This window comes from Streptomyces triticisoli (assembly GCF_003270085.1).
Classification (GTDB): Bacteria; Actinomycetota; Actinomycetes; order Streptomycetales; family Streptomycetaceae; genus Streptomyces; species Streptomyces triticisoli.
The window spans coordinates 1-16,226 of the sequence record NZ_QFDQ01000160.1; the positions used below are offsets into that span (position 1 = coordinate 1).

Annotated in this window: 22 protein-coding genes, 1 tRNA gene and 1 pseudogene; 14 read left to right on the top strand and 10 right to left on the bottom strand. The window is 72.7% G+C overall.

Going from position 1 to position 16,226, the window contains the following annotated elements:
• The 11 genes and pseudogenes from DEP02_RS34105 to DEP02_RS21500 form a co-directional block, all read left to right on the top strand.
• Positions 1-260 (top strand): annotated as a pseudogene (locus DEP02_RS34105) (ATP-binding protein); the annotation flags it as partial.
• Between the two features lie 89 nt (positions 261-349).
• Positions 350-784, top strand: coding sequence for a roadblock/LC7 domain-containing protein (locus DEP02_RS21455; protein WP_112469312.1), 435 nt, complete (start codon positions 350-352; stop codon positions 782-784).
• Entirely contained in the window at positions 781-1,158 is a 378-nt protein-coding gene (locus DEP02_RS21460) for a DUF742 domain-containing protein (RefSeq protein ID WP_112469313.1), read from the top strand. Before DEP02_RS21455 ends, DEP02_RS21460 begins: the two co-directional genes overlap by 4 nt.
• Complete coding sequence (locus tag DEP02_RS21465; RefSeq protein ID WP_198668519.1) at positions 1,136-1,819, top strand: GTP-binding protein; 684 nt, start codon at positions 1,136-1,138, stop codon at positions 1,817-1,819. Before DEP02_RS21460 ends, DEP02_RS21465 begins: the two co-directional genes overlap by 23 nt.
• Positions 1,816-2,403, top strand: a complete 588-nt coding sequence (locus DEP02_RS21470; RefSeq protein WP_112469314.1) for a GAF domain-containing protein — start codon at positions 1,816-1,818, stop codon at positions 2,401-2,403. The genes DEP02_RS21465 and DEP02_RS21470 overlap by 4 nt, the downstream gene beginning before the upstream one ends.
• A gap of 171 nt (positions 2,404-2,574) precedes the next feature.
• Positions 2,575-3,603 carry an L-threonine 3-dehydrogenase gene (gene tdh, locus DEP02_RS21475; RefSeq protein WP_112469315.1) on the top strand — a complete coding sequence of 343 codons (1,029 nt, stop codon included), beginning with the start codon at positions 2,575-2,577 and terminating at the stop codon, positions 3,601-3,603.
• Between the two features lie 36 nt (positions 3,604-3,639).
• Entirely contained in the window at positions 3,640-4,839 is a 1,200-nt protein-coding gene (locus DEP02_RS21480) for a glycine C-acetyltransferase (RefSeq protein ID WP_112469316.1), read from the top strand.
• Between the two features lie 44 nt (positions 4,840-4,883).
• Complete coding sequence (locus DEP02_RS21485; protein ID WP_112469317.1) at positions 4,884-5,786, top strand: LysR family transcriptional regulator; 903 nt, start codon at positions 4,884-4,886, stop codon at positions 5,784-5,786.
• Between the two features lie 300 nt (positions 5,787-6,086).
• A complete protein-coding gene (locus DEP02_RS21490) occupies positions 6,087-6,446 on the top strand; it encodes an MmcQ/YjbR family DNA-binding protein (protein WP_198668520.1) in 360 nt (119 codons plus the stop codon).
• Between the two features lie 141 nt (positions 6,447-6,587).
• Positions 6,588-6,661: transfer RNA gene (locus tag DEP02_RS21495), tRNA-Pro, on the top strand.
• Positions 6,662-6,753: 92 nt separating this feature from the next.
• On the top strand, positions 6,754-7,263 hold the full coding sequence (locus tag DEP02_RS21500) for a nucleoside deaminase (RefSeq protein ID WP_112469319.1): 510 nt from the start codon (positions 6,754-6,756) through the stop codon (positions 7,261-7,263).
• A 41-nt stretch (positions 7,264-7,304) separates the two neighbouring features.
• On the opposite strand, the gene DEP02_RS21505 is transcribed toward DEP02_RS21500, so the two are convergent.
• The gene (locus tag DEP02_RS21505) at positions 7,305-7,829 is read right to left on the bottom strand and encodes an NUDIX hydrolase family protein (protein ID WP_198668522.1); all 525 of its coding nucleotides are present in this window, start codon (positions 7,827-7,829) and stop codon (positions 7,305-7,307) included.
• A gap of 184 nt (positions 7,830-8,013) precedes the next feature.
• Positions 8,014-8,826: an SAM-dependent methyltransferase gene (locus tag DEP02_RS21510; RefSeq protein ID WP_112469321.1), complete on the bottom strand. Its 813-nt coding sequence runs from the start codon at positions 8,824-8,826 to the stop codon at positions 8,014-8,016.
• Positions 8,827-9,088: 262 nt separating this feature from the next.
• On the opposite strand from DEP02_RS21510, the gene DEP02_RS21515 reads away from it, so the two are divergent.
• The gene (locus DEP02_RS21515; RefSeq protein WP_112469322.1) at positions 9,089-9,961 is read left to right on the top strand and encodes a Cof-type HAD-IIB family hydrolase; all 873 of its coding nucleotides are present in this window, start codon (positions 9,089-9,091) and stop codon (positions 9,959-9,961) included.
• Between the two features lie 13 nt (positions 9,962-9,974).
• Here the strand turns inward: DEP02_RS21515 and DEP02_RS21520 are convergent, their stop codons facing one another.
• The 7 genes from DEP02_RS21520 to DEP02_RS21550 all read right to left on the bottom strand — a co-directional run bounded on the left by DEP02_RS21520 (position 9,975) and on the right by DEP02_RS21550 (position 13,992).
• Positions 9,975-10,571, bottom strand: coding sequence for a DUF3566 domain-containing protein (locus tag DEP02_RS21520; RefSeq protein WP_112469323.1), 597 nt, complete (start codon positions 10,569-10,571; stop codon positions 9,975-9,977).
• A 47-nt stretch (positions 10,572-10,618) separates the two neighbouring features.
• Complete coding sequence (locus DEP02_RS21525) at positions 10,619-11,158, bottom strand: hypothetical protein (RefSeq protein WP_112469324.1); 540 nt, start codon at positions 11,156-11,158, stop codon at positions 10,619-10,621.
• 184 nt (positions 11,159-11,342) lie between these two features.
• On the bottom strand, positions 11,343-11,996 hold the full coding sequence (locus DEP02_RS21530; RefSeq protein WP_112469325.1) for an endonuclease: 654 nt from the start codon (positions 11,994-11,996) through the stop codon (positions 11,343-11,345).
• Positions 11,993-12,346: a DUF3140 domain-containing protein gene (locus tag DEP02_RS21535; protein WP_112469326.1), complete on the bottom strand. Its 354-nt coding sequence runs from the start codon at positions 12,344-12,346 to the stop codon at positions 11,993-11,995. Before DEP02_RS21535 ends, DEP02_RS21530 begins: the two co-directional genes overlap by 4 nt.
• A 51-nt stretch (positions 12,347-12,397) precedes the next feature.
• A complete protein-coding gene (locus tag DEP02_RS21540) occupies positions 12,398-12,880 on the bottom strand; it encodes a Dps family protein (protein ID WP_112469327.1) in 483 nt (160 codons plus the stop codon).
• Entirely contained in the window at positions 12,877-13,134 is a 258-nt protein-coding gene (locus DEP02_RS21545; protein ID WP_112469332.1) for a WhiB family transcriptional regulator, read from the bottom strand. The genes DEP02_RS21540 and DEP02_RS21545 overlap by 4 nt, the downstream gene beginning before the upstream one ends.
• A 51-nt stretch (positions 13,135-13,185) precedes the next feature.
• Complete coding sequence (locus DEP02_RS21550; RefSeq protein WP_112469328.1) at positions 13,186-13,992, bottom strand: alpha/beta hydrolase; 807 nt, start codon at positions 13,990-13,992, stop codon at positions 13,186-13,188.
• A gap of 66 nt (positions 13,993-14,058) precedes the next feature.
• On the opposite strand from DEP02_RS21550, the gene DEP02_RS21555 reads away from it, so the two are divergent.
• Entirely contained in the window at positions 14,059-14,832 is a 774-nt protein-coding gene (locus DEP02_RS21555) for a sulfite exporter TauE/SafE family protein (RefSeq protein WP_112469329.1), read from the top strand.
• A gap of 8 nt (positions 14,833-14,840) precedes the next feature.
• Here DEP02_RS21555 and DEP02_RS34110 read toward each other — a convergent pair whose 3' ends face one another.
• Positions 14,841-14,996 (bottom strand): hypothetical protein, encoded by a 156-nt coding sequence (locus DEP02_RS34110; protein ID WP_198668521.1) that lies wholly within the window; start codon positions 14,994-14,996, stop codon positions 14,841-14,843.
• A 267-nt stretch (positions 14,997-15,263) separates the two neighbouring features.
• Here DEP02_RS34110 and DEP02_RS21560 point away from each other — a divergent pair.
• Positions 15,264-16,226, top strand: a 963-nt coding sequence (locus DEP02_RS21560) for a serine/threonine-protein kinase (protein ID WP_112469330.1), incomplete at its 3' end; no start/stop codon positions are given.

Sequence of the window (16,226 nt, forward strand, 5' to 3'; positions counted from 1 at the left end):
TCGTGCCGCAGTTGCGCGGCGGCCCGGCGCCGCGCCAGGACCCCGAGCAGGTGACCGGCCACGACCCCGGGCTGATGGCAGCCTTCCAGCGCGGCATCGGACTCGCCGAGGCCCAGCAGCACCGGGAACCGGCCGCCGAGGAGCCCACCCACCCGCACGAGCCGCACTCCTCCGGCGACGCGTCATCCCTGGACGTACCGCCCCCGACCACCGAGGCACGGCCCGTCGCCCGGTACGACGGGAGCGCGCCGGCCGGATGACCAGCACCCCCGTCCCCGTCCCTGCCCCCACCCCTACTCCCGCCCCCAGCGCCTCCGCAGACCTTCGTACCCCAAGGAGTCGATCCACCATGGCGAGCGATGCGCCGACCGGCCAGGTCTCCGACCTCGACTGGCTGATGAGCGGCCTCGTGCAGCGCGTACCGCACACCCACAGCGCGGTCCTGCTGTCCTGCGACGGGCTGGTGAAGTCCGTCCACGGCCTCGACCACGACAGCGCCGACCACATGGCCGCCCTGGCCTCCGGCCTGTACTCCCTCGGCCGCAGCGCCGGCGTCCGCTTCGGCGACGGCGGCGACGTACGGCAGGTCGTCGTCGAACTCGACTCGACCCTGCTGTTCGTCACCACCGCCGGCTCCGGCACCTGCCTCGCCGTGCTCGCCGGGTGCGAGGCCGACGCGGCGGTCCTGGGCTACGAGATGGCGATGCTGGTCAAGAGCGTCCGCCCCTACCTCGTCACCGCTCCCCGGCAGCAGTCCGCCGAATCCCCGGCGCTGCGGCCTTGAGCGCGGCGGTGGCCGGCGACGGGCCCTGGCTCGACGACGCGGCCGGACGGCTGGTGCGCCCCTTCACGGTCAGTGACGGGCGCACCCGGCCCAGCATCGCGCTCGACCTGATGTCACAGGTGATGGCCACCGGGGTGACGCCGCTGGGCTATCTCGGCCCCGAACACGGCCAGGTGCTCGACCTGTGCCGTGGCCCCGTCCCGGTCGCCGAGGTCGCCGCCCATCTGAAGCTGCCGGCCGCGGTGACCAAGGTGCTGCTGTCCGACCTCGTCGACTGCGGGGCGCTCACCACCAAGCTCCCCGCGTACCACCAACACCCCACCGACCGGGCTCTTCTGGAGGCAGTGCTCGATGGACTACGACGACAGCTCTGAGTGCGGCGAGTACGGCGGCGGCACTGACCACGGGGGCGGCCAGGACAGCCAGGGCGGCTCCGACCCTTTCCCCACCGCGCTGAAGATCCTGGTGGCGGGCGGGTTCGGGGTCGGCAAGACGACCTTCGTCGGCGCGGTCAGCGAGATCGCCCCGCTCAGCACGGAGGAACTGCTCACCACGGCCGGCGCGGCCACGGACAACCTCGACGGCATCGAGAACAAGGTCGAGACCACCGTGGCGATGGACTTCGGCCGCATCACCCTCGACCCGCGGCACGTGCTCTACCTGTTCGGCACACCCGGACAGGAACGGTTCTGGTTCATGTGGGACGAGTTGTGCGAGGGCGCCCTGGGCGCGGTGATCCTCGCCGACACGCGCCGCCTGCAGGAGTGCTTCGCGGCCGTCGACTTCTTCGAACAGCGCGGCCTCGCCTTCATCGTCGCCGTCAACGAGTTCGACGGCGCCCACCGCTACGGCCCCGAGGAGGTGCGGGCCGCCCTCGACCTCGCCCCGGAGATCCCCGTCGTCCCCTGCGACGCCCGTATCTCCAGCTCGGGCGTCCAGACGCTGCTCGCCCTCGTACGGCATCTCATCGCCCACGTACCCCCGCCACGGAGCCCGCACATGACATACGCCGACAGCGACGGAGCCCGGCCATGAGCTACGACCCGCCGCGCCCGGCCGGTCGCCTGCTGCTGACCCCCGAGGACCGGGACGCCCCCGCCCGCACGCGGCGCCTGCGCGGGCTGGGCCTCGGGGAGCGCGCCGAACCCGCCCTGGACGCCTTCGCCGACCGGCTCGCCGCGCTCACCCGGGCGCCGTACGCGATGGTCAACTTCCTCGACGAGCAAGGGCAGTTCTTCGCCGGGCTGCACCGGCCCGAGCGTGACGTCCTGACCGTCGACACCGCGGCCGAGGGCGACGGCGAGGGAACCCGGCACGAGGTGGGCCGCCACCTCGCCCGCGACCACGGCTTCTGCCCGCACGTCGTGGTGCGGCGCAAGGCGCTGGTGCTGGAGGACGTCTGCGACTACCCGCGCTTCGCGGGCAACCCGGTCGTCGACGAGTTCGGCATCCGCTCCTACCTCGGCGCCCCGCTCATCGACAGCACACGGATGGTGCTGGGCACGGTGTGCGTCGTCGACGTCGAGCCGCGGCCGTGGGGCCGGGAGGGGCTGCACACCATCAAGGCGGCAGCGGCGGAACTCGCTCCCCGGCTGGAGGGTGACGGCTTCCTGCGCTGAGCGCCGGGCGGCTCCGGACACGGCGTGAAGCGGAACTGTGGCCGCGCTTAAGAAAACCTCGATGGACCCCGGCGCCGCCGTAGGGCAGATTGCTGTGCGATTCCACTCCTCCCCGGACGCGGGCCCCTTCGGCATGCCCGGACCCGGGCCCGACCCACAGGAGCCGTAGCGGTGAAGGCGCTGGTCAAGCAGAAGGCGGAGCCCGGGCTGTGGCTCGCGGACGTCCCCGAGCCCGCCGTCGGACCCGGTGACGTACTGATCAAGGTCCTGCGGACCGGCATCTGCGGCACCGACCTGCACATCCGGGCCTGGGACGGCTGGGCGCGGCAGGCGATCCGCACCCCGCTCGTGGTCGGGCACGAGTTCGTCGGCGAGGTCGTCGAGACCGGCCGTGACGTCACCGACATCAAGCCCGGCGACCGGGTCAGCGGCGAGGGCCACCTGGTGTGCGGCAAGTGCCGCAACTGCCTGGCCGGGCGCCGCCACCTGTGCCGGGCCACGGTCGGGCTGGGCGTGGGCCGCGACGGAGCGTTCGCCGAGTACGTCGCGCTGCCCGCCGCCAACGTCTGGGTGCACCGCGTCCCCGTCGACCTCGATGTCGCCGCGATCTTCGACCCGTTCGGCAACGCCGTGCACACCGCGCTGTCGTTCCCGCTGGTCGGCGAGGACGTGCTGATCACCGGGGCCGGGCCGATCGGTCTGATGGCGGCGGCCGTCGCACGGCACGCGGGCGCGCGCAACGTCGTCATCACCGACGTGAGCGAGGAACGGCTGGAACTCGCCCGCAAGGTCGGCGTGAGCCTCGCGCTCGACGTCTCCGAGACCACCGTCGCCGAGGGCCAGCGCGTGCTCGGCCTGCGCGAGGGCTTCGACGTCGGCCTGGAGATGTCCGGCCGCCCCGAGGCCATGCGCGACATGATCGCCAACATGACGCACGGCGGCCGGATCGCCGTGCTCGGCCTGCCGTCCGAGGAGTTCCCGGTCGACTGGGCCCGGATCGTCACCTCGATGATCACCATCAAGGGCATCTACGGCCGTGAGATGTTCGAGACCTGGTACGCGATGTCGGTGCTGCTGGAGGGCGGCCTCGACCTCGCGCCCGTGATCACCGGCCGGTACGGCTACGACGACTTCGAGGCGGCCTTCGCCGACGCCGCGAGCGGCAGGGGCGGCAAGATCATTCTGGACTGGGCCGCGTAACCCGCCCTCAGCGCAAGCACTCCAAGGAGCTTTTCCATGTTCGACTCCGTGCGCGACGACCTGCGCGCCACCCTCGACGAGATCCGCGCCGCCGGCCTGCACAAGCCCGAACGCGTCATCGGCACCCCGCAGTCCGCGACCGTCGAGGTCACCGCCGGCGGCCGCCCCGGCGAGGTCCTCAACTTCTGCGCCAACAACTACCTGGGCCTCGCCGACCACCCCGAGGTGATCACCGCCGCCCACCAGGCCCTGGACCGCTGGGGCTACGGCATGGCCTCCGTGCGCTTCATCTGCGGCACGCAGGAGGTGCACAAGGAGCTGGAGGCCCGGCTGTCGGCGTTCCTCGGCCAGGAGGACACGATCCTGTACTCCTCCTGCTTCGACGCCAACGGCGGCGTGTTCGAGACGTTGCTCGGACCGGAGGACGCGGTCGTCTCCGACGCCCTCAACCACGCCTCCATCATCGACGGCATCCGCCTGTCCAAGGCCCGCCGCTTCCGCTACGCCAACCGCGATCTGGCGGACCTGGAGCGGCAGTTGAAGGAGGCCACCGAGGGCGGGGCGCGCCGGAAGCTGATCGTCACCGACGGCGTGTTCTCGATGGACGGCTACGTCGCCCCGCTGCGCGAGATCTGCGACCTCGCCGACCGCTACGACGCGATGGTGATGGTCGACGACTCGCACGCCGTCGGCTTCGTCGGCCCCGGCGGCCGCGGCACCCCCGAACTGCACGGGGTGATGGACCGCGTGGACATCATCACCGGCACCCTCGGAAAGGCGCTCGGCGGCGCCTCCGGCGGCTACGTCGCCGCCCGCGCCGAGATCGTCGCCCTGCTGCGCCAGCGGTCCCGGCCGTACCTGTTCTCCAACACCCTCGCCCCGGTGATCGCGGCGACCTCCCTGAAGGTGCTCGACCTGCTGGAGACGGCCGACGACCTGCGGGTCCGGCTCGCCGAGAACACCGCGCTGTTCCGCTCCCGGATGACCGAGGAGGGCTTCGACATCCTCCCCGGCGACCACGCCATCGCGCCGGTGATGATCGGTGACGCGGCCAGGGCGGGCCGGATGGCGGAACTGCTGCTGGAGCGCGGCGTGTACGTGATCGGCTTCTCCTACCCGGTCGTGCCCCAGGGGCAGGCACGCATCCGCGTGCAGCTGTCCGCCGCGCACTCCACCGACGACGTGAACCGCGCGGTGGACGCGTTCGTCGCGGCGCGCGCGGAGCTGGAGGGCTGAGCCGGGGGCCGGCCCCTGCCCCGCATGTTGCGATAATCGTTCGCATGATCGAAGCGAGGCGGCTGCACATCCTCCGTGCGGTGGCCGACCACCGCACGGTGACGGCCGCCGCCGCCGCGCTCTACCTCACGCCCTCCGCCGTCTCGCAGCAGCTCACGGCGCTGGAGCAGGAGACCGGCCACCGGCTGGTCGAGCGCGGCGCCAAGGGCGTACGGCTCACCCCGGCCGGCGAGATCCTGCTCCGCCACACCAACGCGGTCTTCGCCCAGCTGGAGCGGGCGGAGGCCGAACTCGCCGCGTACGGCTCGGGTGAGGCCGGCACCGTCACCGTGGCAGCCTTCGCCACCGGTATCGCCCAGGTCGTCGCGCCCGCGGTGGCCCGGCTGGCCGGTACGGCGCCCGGCATCCGCATCCGCGTCCAGGACGCGGAGGGCGACGCCAGTCTGCCGATGGTGCTGGACCGGCAGGTCGACGTGGCGGTCGCCGTCGAGTACCGGGGCGCGCCGCCCGCCGACGACCCCCGGCTGACCCACGTACCGCTGTACGCCGAGCCGTTCGACGCGGTGGTCCCGGTCGCCCACCGCCTGGCCGACGCCGCCGAAGTGCCCCTGGCCGAGCTGGCCAAGGATCCCTGGATCGGCCCCTACCCCGGCAACCCCTGCCACGACGTGGTCGTCCTGGCCTGCGAGAACGCCGGATTCCAGCCCCACCTCGAACATTCCTCCGACGATTTCCGTGCCGTCGTGGCGCTCGCCTCGGCCGACGCGGGCGTGGCCCTCGTCCCGCGCTCCGCCCTGCGCGGCATGGACCTCACGGGTGTGGTCGTACGCCCCGTCGACGGTGTGGCACCCACCCGCCGGGTCTTCGCGGCGGTACGCCGGGGAGCGGAGGAACACCCGCTGATCCACCCGGTGCTCCAGGCCCTGGAGAAGGCGGCGCAGAGTTAGGGCCCGCCCGGCGGATCATGCCGCAGACCCGGGGTCTGGCACTCCCCCAAGCTCTCCGGGCAGGGGGGACCCCCACCCCTAAGCTCTTCGAGCAGGGCCCCCTCGCGTCGACGCCCTCCTCCGCCTTGCAGTTGCACGCTCCCCCGAGCTCTCAATGAGCGGGGGGCCCCATCGCCCCCGCTCACCTGGGCCGATCGCCGATCGCCGATCGCCGATCGCCGATCGCCGATCGCCGACGGACAGGCCCTGGCGCCGGCGCTTGCCGGGGGATTGTCAGTGGGACGGGCTAGCGTGCCGTGCATGCCGGATGCCGAAGACGTACGCCGTATCGCCCTGTCCCTGCCGGACACCACGGAGAAGATCGCCTGGGGCATGCCCACGTTCCGGGTCGCGGGGAAGATGTTCGCCACGCTGCCGGAGGACGAGACCTCCGTCGCCGTGCGCTGCCCCAGGGAGGAGCGCGGCGAACTGGTCCTGGCCGAGCCGGAGAAGTTCTGGATCGCCGGACACGAGGCGCAGTTCGCCTGGGTCCGGGTCCGGCTCGCCGCGCTGGACGACGAGGGCGAGTTGCGTGACGTCCTCGCCGACTCCTGGCGCCAGGCGGCCCCGCCGAGACTGCTGGAGGCCCATCCCGGGCTGGGCCTGCCCGCCGCGCGGTGAGATCCCCGCCGGTACGGCGAGCCCCGTCGTACTGACCCCGCCGTACCGACGGCCCCGCAAAGTGGTGCGCGACCACCGACCCGAGTGCGGTATTGTTTCCCTGCACGTTCGGTCGGGGGAAACCCCAGGTCAGACGGGCAACGGGACGTGGCGCAGCTTGGTAGCGCACTTGACTGGGGGTCAAGGGGTCGCAGGTTCAAATCCTGTCGTCCCGACTTGCGAAGGGGCAGGTCGAGGGTCGTATCGGAGTGATCCGGTGCGGCCTTTTCGGTTTGCCCGTCCACTCGCCTCGCGCAAAGGAGAGACCATGGCACCCGTGGAGCTGGACGCCGCCGAGCTGCGGCACCTGGAGCGCGCCGTCGAACTGGCGGCCGAGGCGTTGCGGGCCGGGGACGAGCCGTTCGGCTCGGTCCTGGTCGGTGCCGACGGACAGGTGCTGGCGGAGGACCGCAACCGGGTGCACAGTCTCGGTGACCACACCCGGCATCCGGAGTTCGAGCTGGTCCGCTGGGCCACCACCCACCTCACCGAGCGGGAACGGGCGGAGGCCACCGTCTTCACTTCGGGGGAGCACTGCCCCATGTGCGCGGCGGCCCACGGCTGGGTCGGTCTCGGCCGGATCGTCTACGCCCACTCGTCCGCCCAGCTGACGGACTGGCTGGCCGAGCTGGACGTGCCGCCGTCCCCGGTGAGCTGCCTGGCGATCCAGGACGTGGTGCCCGGTCTGACGGTGCAGGGACCCGTTCCGGCCCTGGCCGACCGTATGCGGGAGCTGCACCGCGGCTTCCACACGGCGGCCCACCAGGCCCGCTCCTGACCGCGCCGGGCAGTCGCCCGCACCTCGGCGAGGGTGGCCGGCTACACGTAACCCACGTGCGCCAGCGCCTGCTTGAGCAGTACGCCGTGGCCGCCCGGCATCTCGCTCTGCACCGCCGGGGAGACCGCCTCCTGGGGGGTGAACCAGACCAGGTCGAGGGCGTCCTGGCGGGGGCGGCAGTCGCCGGCGACCGGGACGACGTAGGCCAGCGACACGGCGTGCTGGCGCGGGTCGTGGTACGGCGTGATGCCGGCCGTGGGGAAGTACTCGGCTACGGTGAAGGGCTGCAGGGAGGCCGGCACCCGGGGCAGCGCCACCGGGCCGAGGTCCTTCTCCAGATGGCGCAGCAGGGCGTCCCGCACGCGCTCGTGGTGCAGCACCCGGCCGGAGACCAGGGTCCGGCTGACCGTTCCGTCCGGGCCGATGCGGAGCAGCAGGCCGATGCTGGTCACTTCGCCGCTGTCGTCGACGCGCACCGGTACCGCCTCGACGTACAGGATCGGCATGCGGGCGCGCGCCGACTCCAGTTCGTCGGTGGTCAGCCAACCGGGCGTGGTCTCGGTCATGTCAGACATTGCTTGATCATACTTTCAAGGGTCCGTGCTTCGTGCCCGCCGCCCCAGGGACTGTGACCGGCCACACGTCCCGGCACCGGCCGGCAGCGCGGCAGCACGACCGAGGGGAGGGCGATACGGGTACGCGCCGGGCTTCGCCGCCCCGCGCCGCCACGGCCATGGTGCGCCGCCCGCGTCAGGGTTTCACGGCCACCGCGCCGAACTGTGGCACCGCGGCGGGGGAGCCGGCGTCGGCGCGCCACTGCGAGCACGGCACCAGACCCGGCTCGACCAGGTCCAGGCCCTCGAAGAAGGCGGCGACCTCGGCGCGGGGCCGGGCGGTGATCGGCGGGGTGGCGTTCTCGTTCCAGAACTCCATGGCGGCCACGTTGCCCTCGCCGCCGAGATCGGCGTCGAAGGTCGGGTGTGTCAGGACCAGGAAGCTGTCGGAGGGCACCGCGGCCATGACCCGGCGGACGATGTCGCGTGCCTTGTCGGTGTCCAGGACGAAGTTCAGGATGCCGAGCATCATCACCGCGACGGGCCGCCCGAGGTCGAGGGTCTCGGCGGCGCGTTCGACGATGGCCTCCGGGGCGTGCACGTCGGCGTCGATGTAGGCGGTGGCGCCCTCGGGGGTGCTGGTCAGCAGGGTGCGGGCGTGGGCGAGGACGATCGGGTCGTTGTCGACGTACACGATCCGCGCGTCGGGGGCGATGTGCTGCGCGATCTCGTGGGTGTTGTCGACCGTGGGCAGCCCGGTGCCGATGTCCAGGAACTGCCGCACCCCGCGCTCGGCGGTCAGATGACGCACCGCCCGCCCGAGGAACTCGCGGTCGGCGCGGGCCACGTCCCGGATCACCGGGAACATCCCGGCGACGTGCTCGCCGACCCGCTGGTCGACCTCGTAGTTGTCCTTGCCGCCGACCCAGTAGTTCCACACGCGCGCGTTGTGCGCCACCCCGGTGTTCAGTCTCGGCGATCCGTTGGACGGGGTGTGGCTCTCGCTCACGTCTGCGCTCCTGCCCTGTGTGATGCCCTGCCCGCGGCCGGCCGCGGCCGTCGCCGTCATTGTGCCGCCCGATGATCACGCTGTCCGGGAAACGGCGGAAACGGCGGACCGGCGGACCGGCGGACCGGAGAGGCCGGGGCCGGCCCCCTCGAGTCAGGAAGGAGTCCTTACCAAGAGCCGGTAGGGTGGAAGGGCCGCCGCGCGGCAACGGAGCCTGCGCACCATCCCCAGGCGCCCTCCGCGCCGCCAGCAGAAAACGGACATGCCCAGCACACCCTCGCCCCTGCTCACCGCCCCCGGACTTCCCGCCGCCCCCGCCGACATACGGCTGGTCGTCACCGACATGGACGGCACGCTCCTCGACGACGCCAAGCGGATCCCCGCCGGCCTGTGGCCCACCCTGGCCGAGCTGCGCCGCCGCGACGTGCTCTTCACCCCCGCCAGCGGCCGCCAGTACGCGACGCTGGCCGAGCAGTTCGCCGGCAACGACGAGGGCATGGTGTTCATCGCGGAGAACGGCACCTACGTCGTCCGGGACGGCGTGGAGCTGAGCTCCGACCCGCTGGCCCCGTCCGTCGTGGCCCGCCTCGTGAAGGCCGTACGGGAACTCGCCGCGCAGGGCGTGGACGTGGGCGCCGTGGTCTGCGGCAAGCGGTCGGCCTACGTGGAGCGGACCGACGAGGCCTTCCTGGCCGAGGTCCGCAGGTACTACGTACGGCACCGGATCGTGACGGACGCCTCGGCCGTCGACGACGACATCACCAAGGTGGCCCTCTTCGACTTCGGGCCGGCCGAGCGGACCACCGCGCCGGCGCTGGCCTCGTTCGCCGCCACCCACCAGGTCGTCGTTTCCGGCGAGCACTGGGTCGACGTCATGAACCGCACCGCCAACAAGGGCGCCGCCCTGCGCCGGCTCCAGCGGGACCTCGGGGTCACCCCCGCCCAGACCCTGGTGTTCGGCGACTACCTCAACGACCTGGAGATGCTGGACGCCGCCGAGTGGTCGTTCGCCATGGCCAACGCCCACCCCGAGGTCATCGGCCGGGCCCGCCACCTCGCGCCCTCCAACAACGACAACGGCGTACTGCGCACGATCACCCGGCTGCTGCACCTCCCGCCCGGCCTCGGCGGCTGACCGCCGACGCCGGTCAGCCGGGCGTGGTCTCCTCCACCCGGGCGTCCGGATCGTCCTGGCCGCCCCGGCGGTCACGGCCGGTACGGCCGTCCCGGTCGTCGTGGCGGGAGGGGCCGGGCCGCCGCGTACGGCGCAGCCGCCGGCCCGCTTCGGCGCAGCGGTCGGCGAAGTCGACGTACCGGGCACCCCAGCCCGGAGGCGGGAAGCCCAGGCGGGCCTGGAGACGCCGGTACAGCCGGCCGACGTCCGGCAGCAGTTCAGAACCGGCGGAGGCCGCCGGGACGTCGTCGGCCAGCGTCAGATGGACGCCCCCGGCGTACTGCGACGACATGTTGTAGAGGAACGCCCCCAGGGTCGCCAGCGCCGTGCCCAGGACCACCTCCAGCGTCACGACCCCGGCGGCGATGGCGAGCGCCCAGCCGAAGGAGGGCCAGGCGTCCGGGTCCAGCACGCTCAGCACCCCCCAGACCAGCATCATGGTGACGAGCACGCAGATGCCCAGCCCCACCAGCAGCAGACAGCTCGTCGTCATCACCGACCAGGGGTCGGCCCTCGATATGCGCAGGCGTACCGTGCGGCGGTTCCGCTGCGGGCGGTCGGCTGGGGTCATGCCTTGCTCCTCACGGTGGGGGCGACCGCCTGCGCGTCGGTGGTCCGTCAGGCGGTGGCGGCGCCGCGGGCGGCGGTGACGAGGTGGTGCCGGGTGACACGGCCGATCTCGTGCCAGAACGGCTTGGCCGTCAGGTAGGCGCCCAGCACGGAGAACACCCCGAAGGAGACGTCGACGCTGAGCCGGCCCTGCTTGGCCCAGTAGACGTCCTGCAGGTCCAGCAGCAGGGCGAACTCGTCGCAGATGAGCGCGGTGCCGCAGCCGTAGGCGACCGCGACGGCAGGGTGCCCCACGGCGCGTTCGTCACCGCGTACGGCGATCAGACCGAGGCCGGCCAGGGTGGCGATGCCGATGTTGTAGTGGTGCAGGTGCTCGCCGCCCGCGGAGATGTTGCCCCAGGGCAGCCAGCCGCCCCGGATGCCGTGCGTGATGACGCGGACCGAGCCGAAGGTCACCCCGAACGAGATCCAGGTGATCAGCAGCGATCGCTGCACGGGGGTCAGATGCCGGTCCGCCGCCTGACGCCACCGGTGGACGAGCAGTGGCCTGTCGCGGTCGCGGCGGTGGCGCGCTGCGGTGCGTCTCATGGCAGACCGGCCTCCCACGCCGAACCGGTACCCGCGGACGGCGTCGGGCCGTCCCGGACACCGCCACTGGTGTGCGCATTCGACGTTAGGCGCGCGGGCCGCGGCCCGCACGCCCGCCGCCGTGAGGCTGGGCCGCTCGGGTGACGGCCCCAACGGCTGTGAGGGGCACGCCGGCCATCGGTGGTCAGGCGGCGTGGCCGAGGCACTCCTCGGCCACGTGCTTGTCGAGCGCCGCGCGCACCAGCGCGGCGGCGAGCACGGCCGGTTCGGTGTCGCCGGCGAGCTCGACGAGCCGGCCGGGGTCCTCGGGCAGCCCCAGACTCTGCGCCCCGGACAGTGCCTTGCCGTCCAGATACGGCGCCACCTCGGGCCACACCCGCTGGACCTCGCGCAGGAAGATGTCCGCGCCGGCCGGGCCCAGCCCCGGCACCTCCTGCAGCAGGCCGCGCAGCGCGGAGACCTCGCCGTGGGCCTCCTCGCGCAGCCGGCGCAGGTCACCGCCCCAGCGTTCGGCCACCAGCCCGGCGCCGTCGCCGAGCTGGGCGGCCGTACGCTCGTCGTACCGGCGGTAGCCGCCCCGGCCCAGCGCGTCCACGCGTTCCTGCCGGGCGGACCCGGCCATGCGGCGCGGATCGCGCAGGCCCGCCTCCGACAGCGCCCGGGCCGCGGCGACGGCGACCGAGCCGCGGATCCGGGCGCTGAGCAGTACGGCGAGGACCAGCAGCCGGTACAGCGGCTGCGGGGTGTCCTTCAGGGTGATGCCGGCCTCCTGGGCGAACGTCTCGCCGTGCGCCCCGACCAGCTCCCGCAGGACCCGGGTGTCCCGGTCACGGGTCACCGGGCCGCCTTGAGCGGATCGTGTCCGAGGGTCATCAGCCGGTGCCGGCGCCGGGTCTCCTCGGCGTCGCCCGACTCGGGCACGGGCTCGTTCTCCAGGTCCGCCCGGGCGGTGACCGTGTCGACCACCTTGCGCATCACGCGCAGGTCGTCGTCGGTCAGATCGGTCCGCCGCTTCTGCAGGACGGAGAGCACGTGCTGCCCGGTGGGCGTGCCCGCCTCCTCGGGCAGCGGCTCGGTGGTCTCGCCGGCGTCCCGGACCCGCAGCCAGTCCGCCAGTTCCTGCGAGGTCATGTTCACAACCCGGTGGAAGTCCTCCCACAGCGCGTCGAGTTCGAGGGCGTCGGTCATCGGGTGCCCCTTTCGTCCGTCGGTCTGTCCGGGAGGCGGGCGCGCCGCCGGTCAGTCCTTCCCGGCCACGTTCTCGGCGGCGAACATCCAGCGCTGCTTCTCCAGCTCGGCCGTGATCGTGATCAGCAGGTCCTGGGTGACCGGGTCCGGCTTCTCGGTCGCGTCGATGCGCTCGCGCAGCCGTCCGATGGCCGCCTCCAGGGCCTCGACGACGAGCTCGACGACCTCCGTGTCGCGCACCCAGCCGTCCTTGGGACCGGGCAGCGTGAAGGCCGAGGCGACGGTCTCCGGACGCCCGTCCGGCGGCACGCCGAGCGCGGCGGAGCGTTCGGCGACCGTGTCGGCGAACGCGCGGGCCGCCGCCACCACTTCGTCGAGCTGCAGGTGGATGGAGCGGAACCGTGGTCCCACGATGTTCCAGTGCGCCTGCTTCCCGATCAGGGAGAGCCCGAGAAGATCCACGAGTGTGCTCTGCAGCGCGTCCCCGGTGACCTGACGGTCCGAGTCGGGAATCGTGCTCTTCACGACAGTCATATGGTGGTTCTCCTTGTGGAGTCGTCTCTGGCGGTACGGAGCAGCGCGACGCGTTCCTCCTCCCCGGTCCCGCCCCACACACCGGAGGTCTGTCCGCTGCCGAGGGCGAAGGACAGACAGTCGGTGGTCACCGGGCAGCGGGCACAGACGCGTTTGGCGTCCTCGATGTCTCTCAGGGCCGGTCCGGTCGTGCCCACGGGGAAGAACAGCTCGGGGTCCTCACCCACGCAGGCGGCGCTGCGCAACCACTCCATGGGGGCGCGGGTGCCCCCGGCGTACCGGCGCAAACAACCGCGCCGGGGAGCTCAGCGCGCGAGCACTCCGTCCAGGAAGCCGATGACGTCGGCGAAGACCTCGTCCCGGTTCGTCTCCAGGAACACCTCGTGCCGGGCGCCCGGATGGATCCGCTCGGTCAGGGTGCCGCCGAGCCGCTCGATCCCGACGCGGCTTCCGCCGAGCGGGACCAGCCGGTCGTCGTCGCCGTGCAGCCACAGCACCGGCAGCGCGCCGACGTCGCCGCCCTCGTCGACGGTCCGGAGGGTCCGCGCGAACGCCTCCACCGTCGGCCGCTTCATCGGGCCGTGCCAGACCAGCGGGTCCGCCGCGTACGCCGCGCCGACCGCCGGGTCCCGGGAGAGCGCGGCCGGACTGATCGGCGTGTCGGGGATCTCGTCCAGGGCGAGCAGCCGGCCCGGCAACTCCCAGGCGCCGATGACCGGCCCGGACAGGACGAGCGCGGTGAGCTCCTCGCCGTACCGCTGGGCGTAGCGGGCGGAGATCAGCCCGCCCATGGAGTGGCCGACCAGCACGAGCGGCAGCCCGGGGTGCGCGGCGCGGGCGAAATCGGCCACGGTGTGCACGTCGGTCACCACGTCCTCGAAGTCCGCCACGACCACGCGCTCGCCCGCCGACCTCCCGTGGCCCATGTGGTCGGGGCCGTACACGACCGCGCCGTGCGCCCCGAGGACACCGGCCAGTTCCTGGTAGCGGCCGGAGTGCTCGCCGTAACCGTGCACCACGAGGGCGATGTACCGCGGTCGCGGGTGCGGCCACTCGCGGACGGCGAGTGTGCCCCGGGTTCCGGTGAGAACGTGTTCGCGGGCGTCGGCCATGGTTCCTCCCAGGTGGCGAGACGGATTCATACCCCGCGCTTGTCCGGACATAGCATCGGCCTTCGCATGAACACGATGACGCTCTGGCACATATCCGGCTGGGAGTTCGCGGCGCTCGCCCTCGCGGCCCTGCTCGTCGGCTTCTCCAAGACCGCAGTCAGCGGGGCCAACACGGTCAGCCTCGCCATCTTCGCGGCCGTACTGCCCGCCCGCGCCTCCACCGGAGTGCTGCTGCCGATCCTGATCGCCGGCGACGTGCTGGCCGTCCTCACCTACCGGCGGCACGCCCACTGGCCCACGCTGTGGCGGCTGTTCCCGGCGGTCGCGGCCGGAGTGGTCGTCGGCACACTGTTCCTGATGTGGGCCGACGACGGGATCGTACGGACCTCGATCGGCGCGATCCTGCTGCTGATGGCGGCCGTGACCGTGTGGCGGCGCCGCACCGCCGGGCGGGAGACGGAACCGGACGCGGTCACAACCCGCGCGGGCCGGCTCAAGGCCCGCTCCTACGGAGTGCTCGGCGGCTTCACCACGATGGTCGCCAACGCGGGCGGCCCGGTGATGTCGCTGTACCTGCTCTCCGCGGGCTTCCGCAAGCTCGGCTTCCTCGGCACCTCGGCCTTCTTCTTCCTCATCGTCAACGTCTCCAAGGTGCCCTTCAGCGCGGGCCTCGGCCTCATCGACGCCCGCTCCCTGCTCCTCGACGCCGCCCTGGTGCTCTTCGTCGTCCCCGGCGCCCTGCTCGGCAAGTGGGCCGTGCACCGGATCAACCAGCGGCTGTTCGAACAGCTGGTGATCGCGGCGACGGTCGTGGGCGGCCTGCAGTTGCTGCTCCGGTAGCCGGCCGGTCAGGAGGTCATGCGTGACAGTGCGGCGCGGAAGCGGTCGTAGCGCTCCACATCCGTCACGTCGTGGGCGCGTCGCGGGCGTCCCGCGACCACGCCCCAGATACTTGCCATGAAGATCGTTGCCAAGGGGATGAGCAGCCACGTCAGAGGGGTCAAGGTCGTCCTCCCTATTCCCGAGTGGATCAGCGGGTAGGGCGACGATGGCACACATGATCAGCTCTACATTTTGTACGACGAGGCGACTCCCTGCTTTTCACCCGGACAGATTCAGCGCCGAGTGTCACGCGCCGGTCGGGAGCACCCCAAGTGATCGTTAAGATGAGCCGGGTTGCCGCGACCCGTATGCGCTGCCCGGCTGCTGCCGCGCCCGCTGCGGGGAGGCGGGCGTGAGAGCGGGACTTCGGGGATTGAGGGCGGGCACACGTGCTGGTGGCAGGGCGGTACCGGCTGCACACGGTCATCGGACGCGGCGGAATGGGCGAGGTCTGGCAGGCCCTCGACGAGGTGCTCGGCCGGCCGGTCGCGGTCAAACTGCTGCTCAACGACGGAGGGGACGCCTCGGCCGAGGCCCGGTTCCGGCTGGAGGCACAGACCTCGGCACGGCTGAACCACCCGCACGTGGTCGGGACACTCGACTTCGGCACCTGGGAGGACCGCTGCTTCCTGGTGATGGAGCTGATCGACGGCGACAGCCTGGCCGACGAACTGACCGCCGGCGGCCCGCTCGCACCGCGGCGGCTGGCCCAGGTGGCGCAGCACTCGGCCGAGGGCCTGGCCGCGGCGCACGCCCAGGGCATCGTCCACCGGGACATCAAGCCGGGCAACCTGCTCAGCGACCGCCACGGCACCGTCCGCATCGCCGACTTCGGCATCGCCCGCTTCGTCGACGACCCGTCCGGCGCGCTCACCACCACCGGGCAGATCGTCGGCACCGGACTGTACCTGGCGCCCGAACGCGCCATCGGCACCCCCGCGAGCGCGGCCTCCGACATGTACTCGCTCGGCTGCGTGCTCTACCACCTGGCCGTCGGCGCCCCTCCCTTCGAGGCCCCCACCGCGACCGCCCTGCTGTACCAGCACGTCGACTCCCCGCCCGTGCCGCCGCACCAGCGGGGCGCCGCGCTGCCGCCCGCCTTCGAGGCGTACCTGCTGAGCATGCTCGCCAAGCAGCCGGAGGAGCGGCCCACGGCCCAGCAGGCGGCGGACTGGTTCGCCGGCGGCGCCTGGCGCGGCACGCCCGAGCCGCTTCCTCCGGAGCAGCCGGCCACCATGCCGTCCCACGGCCGCGGGCCGGATCAGCGGGGCGGAGGCCGGGGCGGGGGCCAGGGACGCCGCCGCGCACCCGAGCAGCGGGGCACCGGACCCGCGCGTCGCCGGAGTGCGCCC

Coding starts and splice junctions, on each gene's coding strand:
- DEP02_RS21455 (WP_112469312.1), top strand. CDS start 350: ATGGCGAGCGATGCGCCGACCGGCCAGGTCTCCGACCTCGACTGGCTG.
- DEP02_RS21465 (WP_198668519.1), top strand. CDS start 1,136: ATGGACTACGACGACAGCTCTGAGTGCGGCGAGTACGGCGGCGGCACT.
- DEP02_RS21470 (WP_112469314.1), top strand. CDS start 1,816: ATGAGCTACGACCCGCCGCGCCCGGCCGGTCGCCTGCTGCTGACCCCC.
- DEP02_RS21480 (WP_112469316.1), top strand. CDS start 3,640: ATGTTCGACTCCGTGCGCGACGACCTGCGCGCCACCCTCGACGAGATC.
- DEP02_RS21485 (WP_112469317.1), top strand. CDS start 4,884: ATGATCGAAGCGAGGCGGCTGCACATCCTCCGTGCGGTGGCCGACCAC.
- DEP02_RS21490 (WP_198668520.1), top strand. CDS start 6,087: ATGCCGGATGCCGAAGACGTACGCCGTATCGCCCTGTCCCTGCCGGAC.
- DEP02_RS21500 (WP_112469319.1), top strand. CDS start 6,754: ATGGCACCCGTGGAGCTGGACGCCGCCGAGCTGCGGCACCTGGAGCGC.
- DEP02_RS21505 (WP_198668522.1), bottom strand. CDS start 7,829: ATGACCGAGACCACGCCCGGTTGGCTGACCACCGACGAACTGGAGTCG.
- DEP02_RS21515 (WP_112469322.1), top strand. CDS start 9,089: ATGCCCAGCACACCCTCGCCCCTGCTCACCGCCCCCGGACTTCCCGCC.
- DEP02_RS21520 (WP_112469323.1), bottom strand. CDS start 10,571: ATGACCCCAGCCGACCGCCCGCAGCGGAACCGCCGCACGGTACGCCTG.
- DEP02_RS21525 (WP_112469324.1), bottom strand. CDS start 11,158: ATGAGACGCACCGCAGCGCGCCACCGCCGCGACCGCGACAGGCCACTG.
- DEP02_RS21535 (WP_112469326.1), bottom strand. CDS start 12,346: ATGACCGACGCCCTCGAACTCGACGCGCTGTGGGAGGACTTCCACCGG.
- DEP02_RS21540 (WP_112469327.1), bottom strand. CDS start 12,880: ATGACTGTCGTGAAGAGCACGATTCCCGACTCGGACCGTCAGGTCACC.
- DEP02_RS21545 (WP_112469332.1), bottom strand. CDS start 13,134: ATGGAGTGGTTGCGCAGCGCCGCCTGCGTGGGTGAGGACCCCGAGCTG.
- DEP02_RS21550 (WP_112469328.1), bottom strand. CDS start 13,992: ATGGCCGACGCCCGCGAACACGTTCTCACCGGAACCCGGGGCACACTC.
- DEP02_RS21555 (WP_112469329.1), top strand. CDS start 14,059: ATGAACACGATGACGCTCTGGCACATATCCGGCTGGGAGTTCGCGGCG.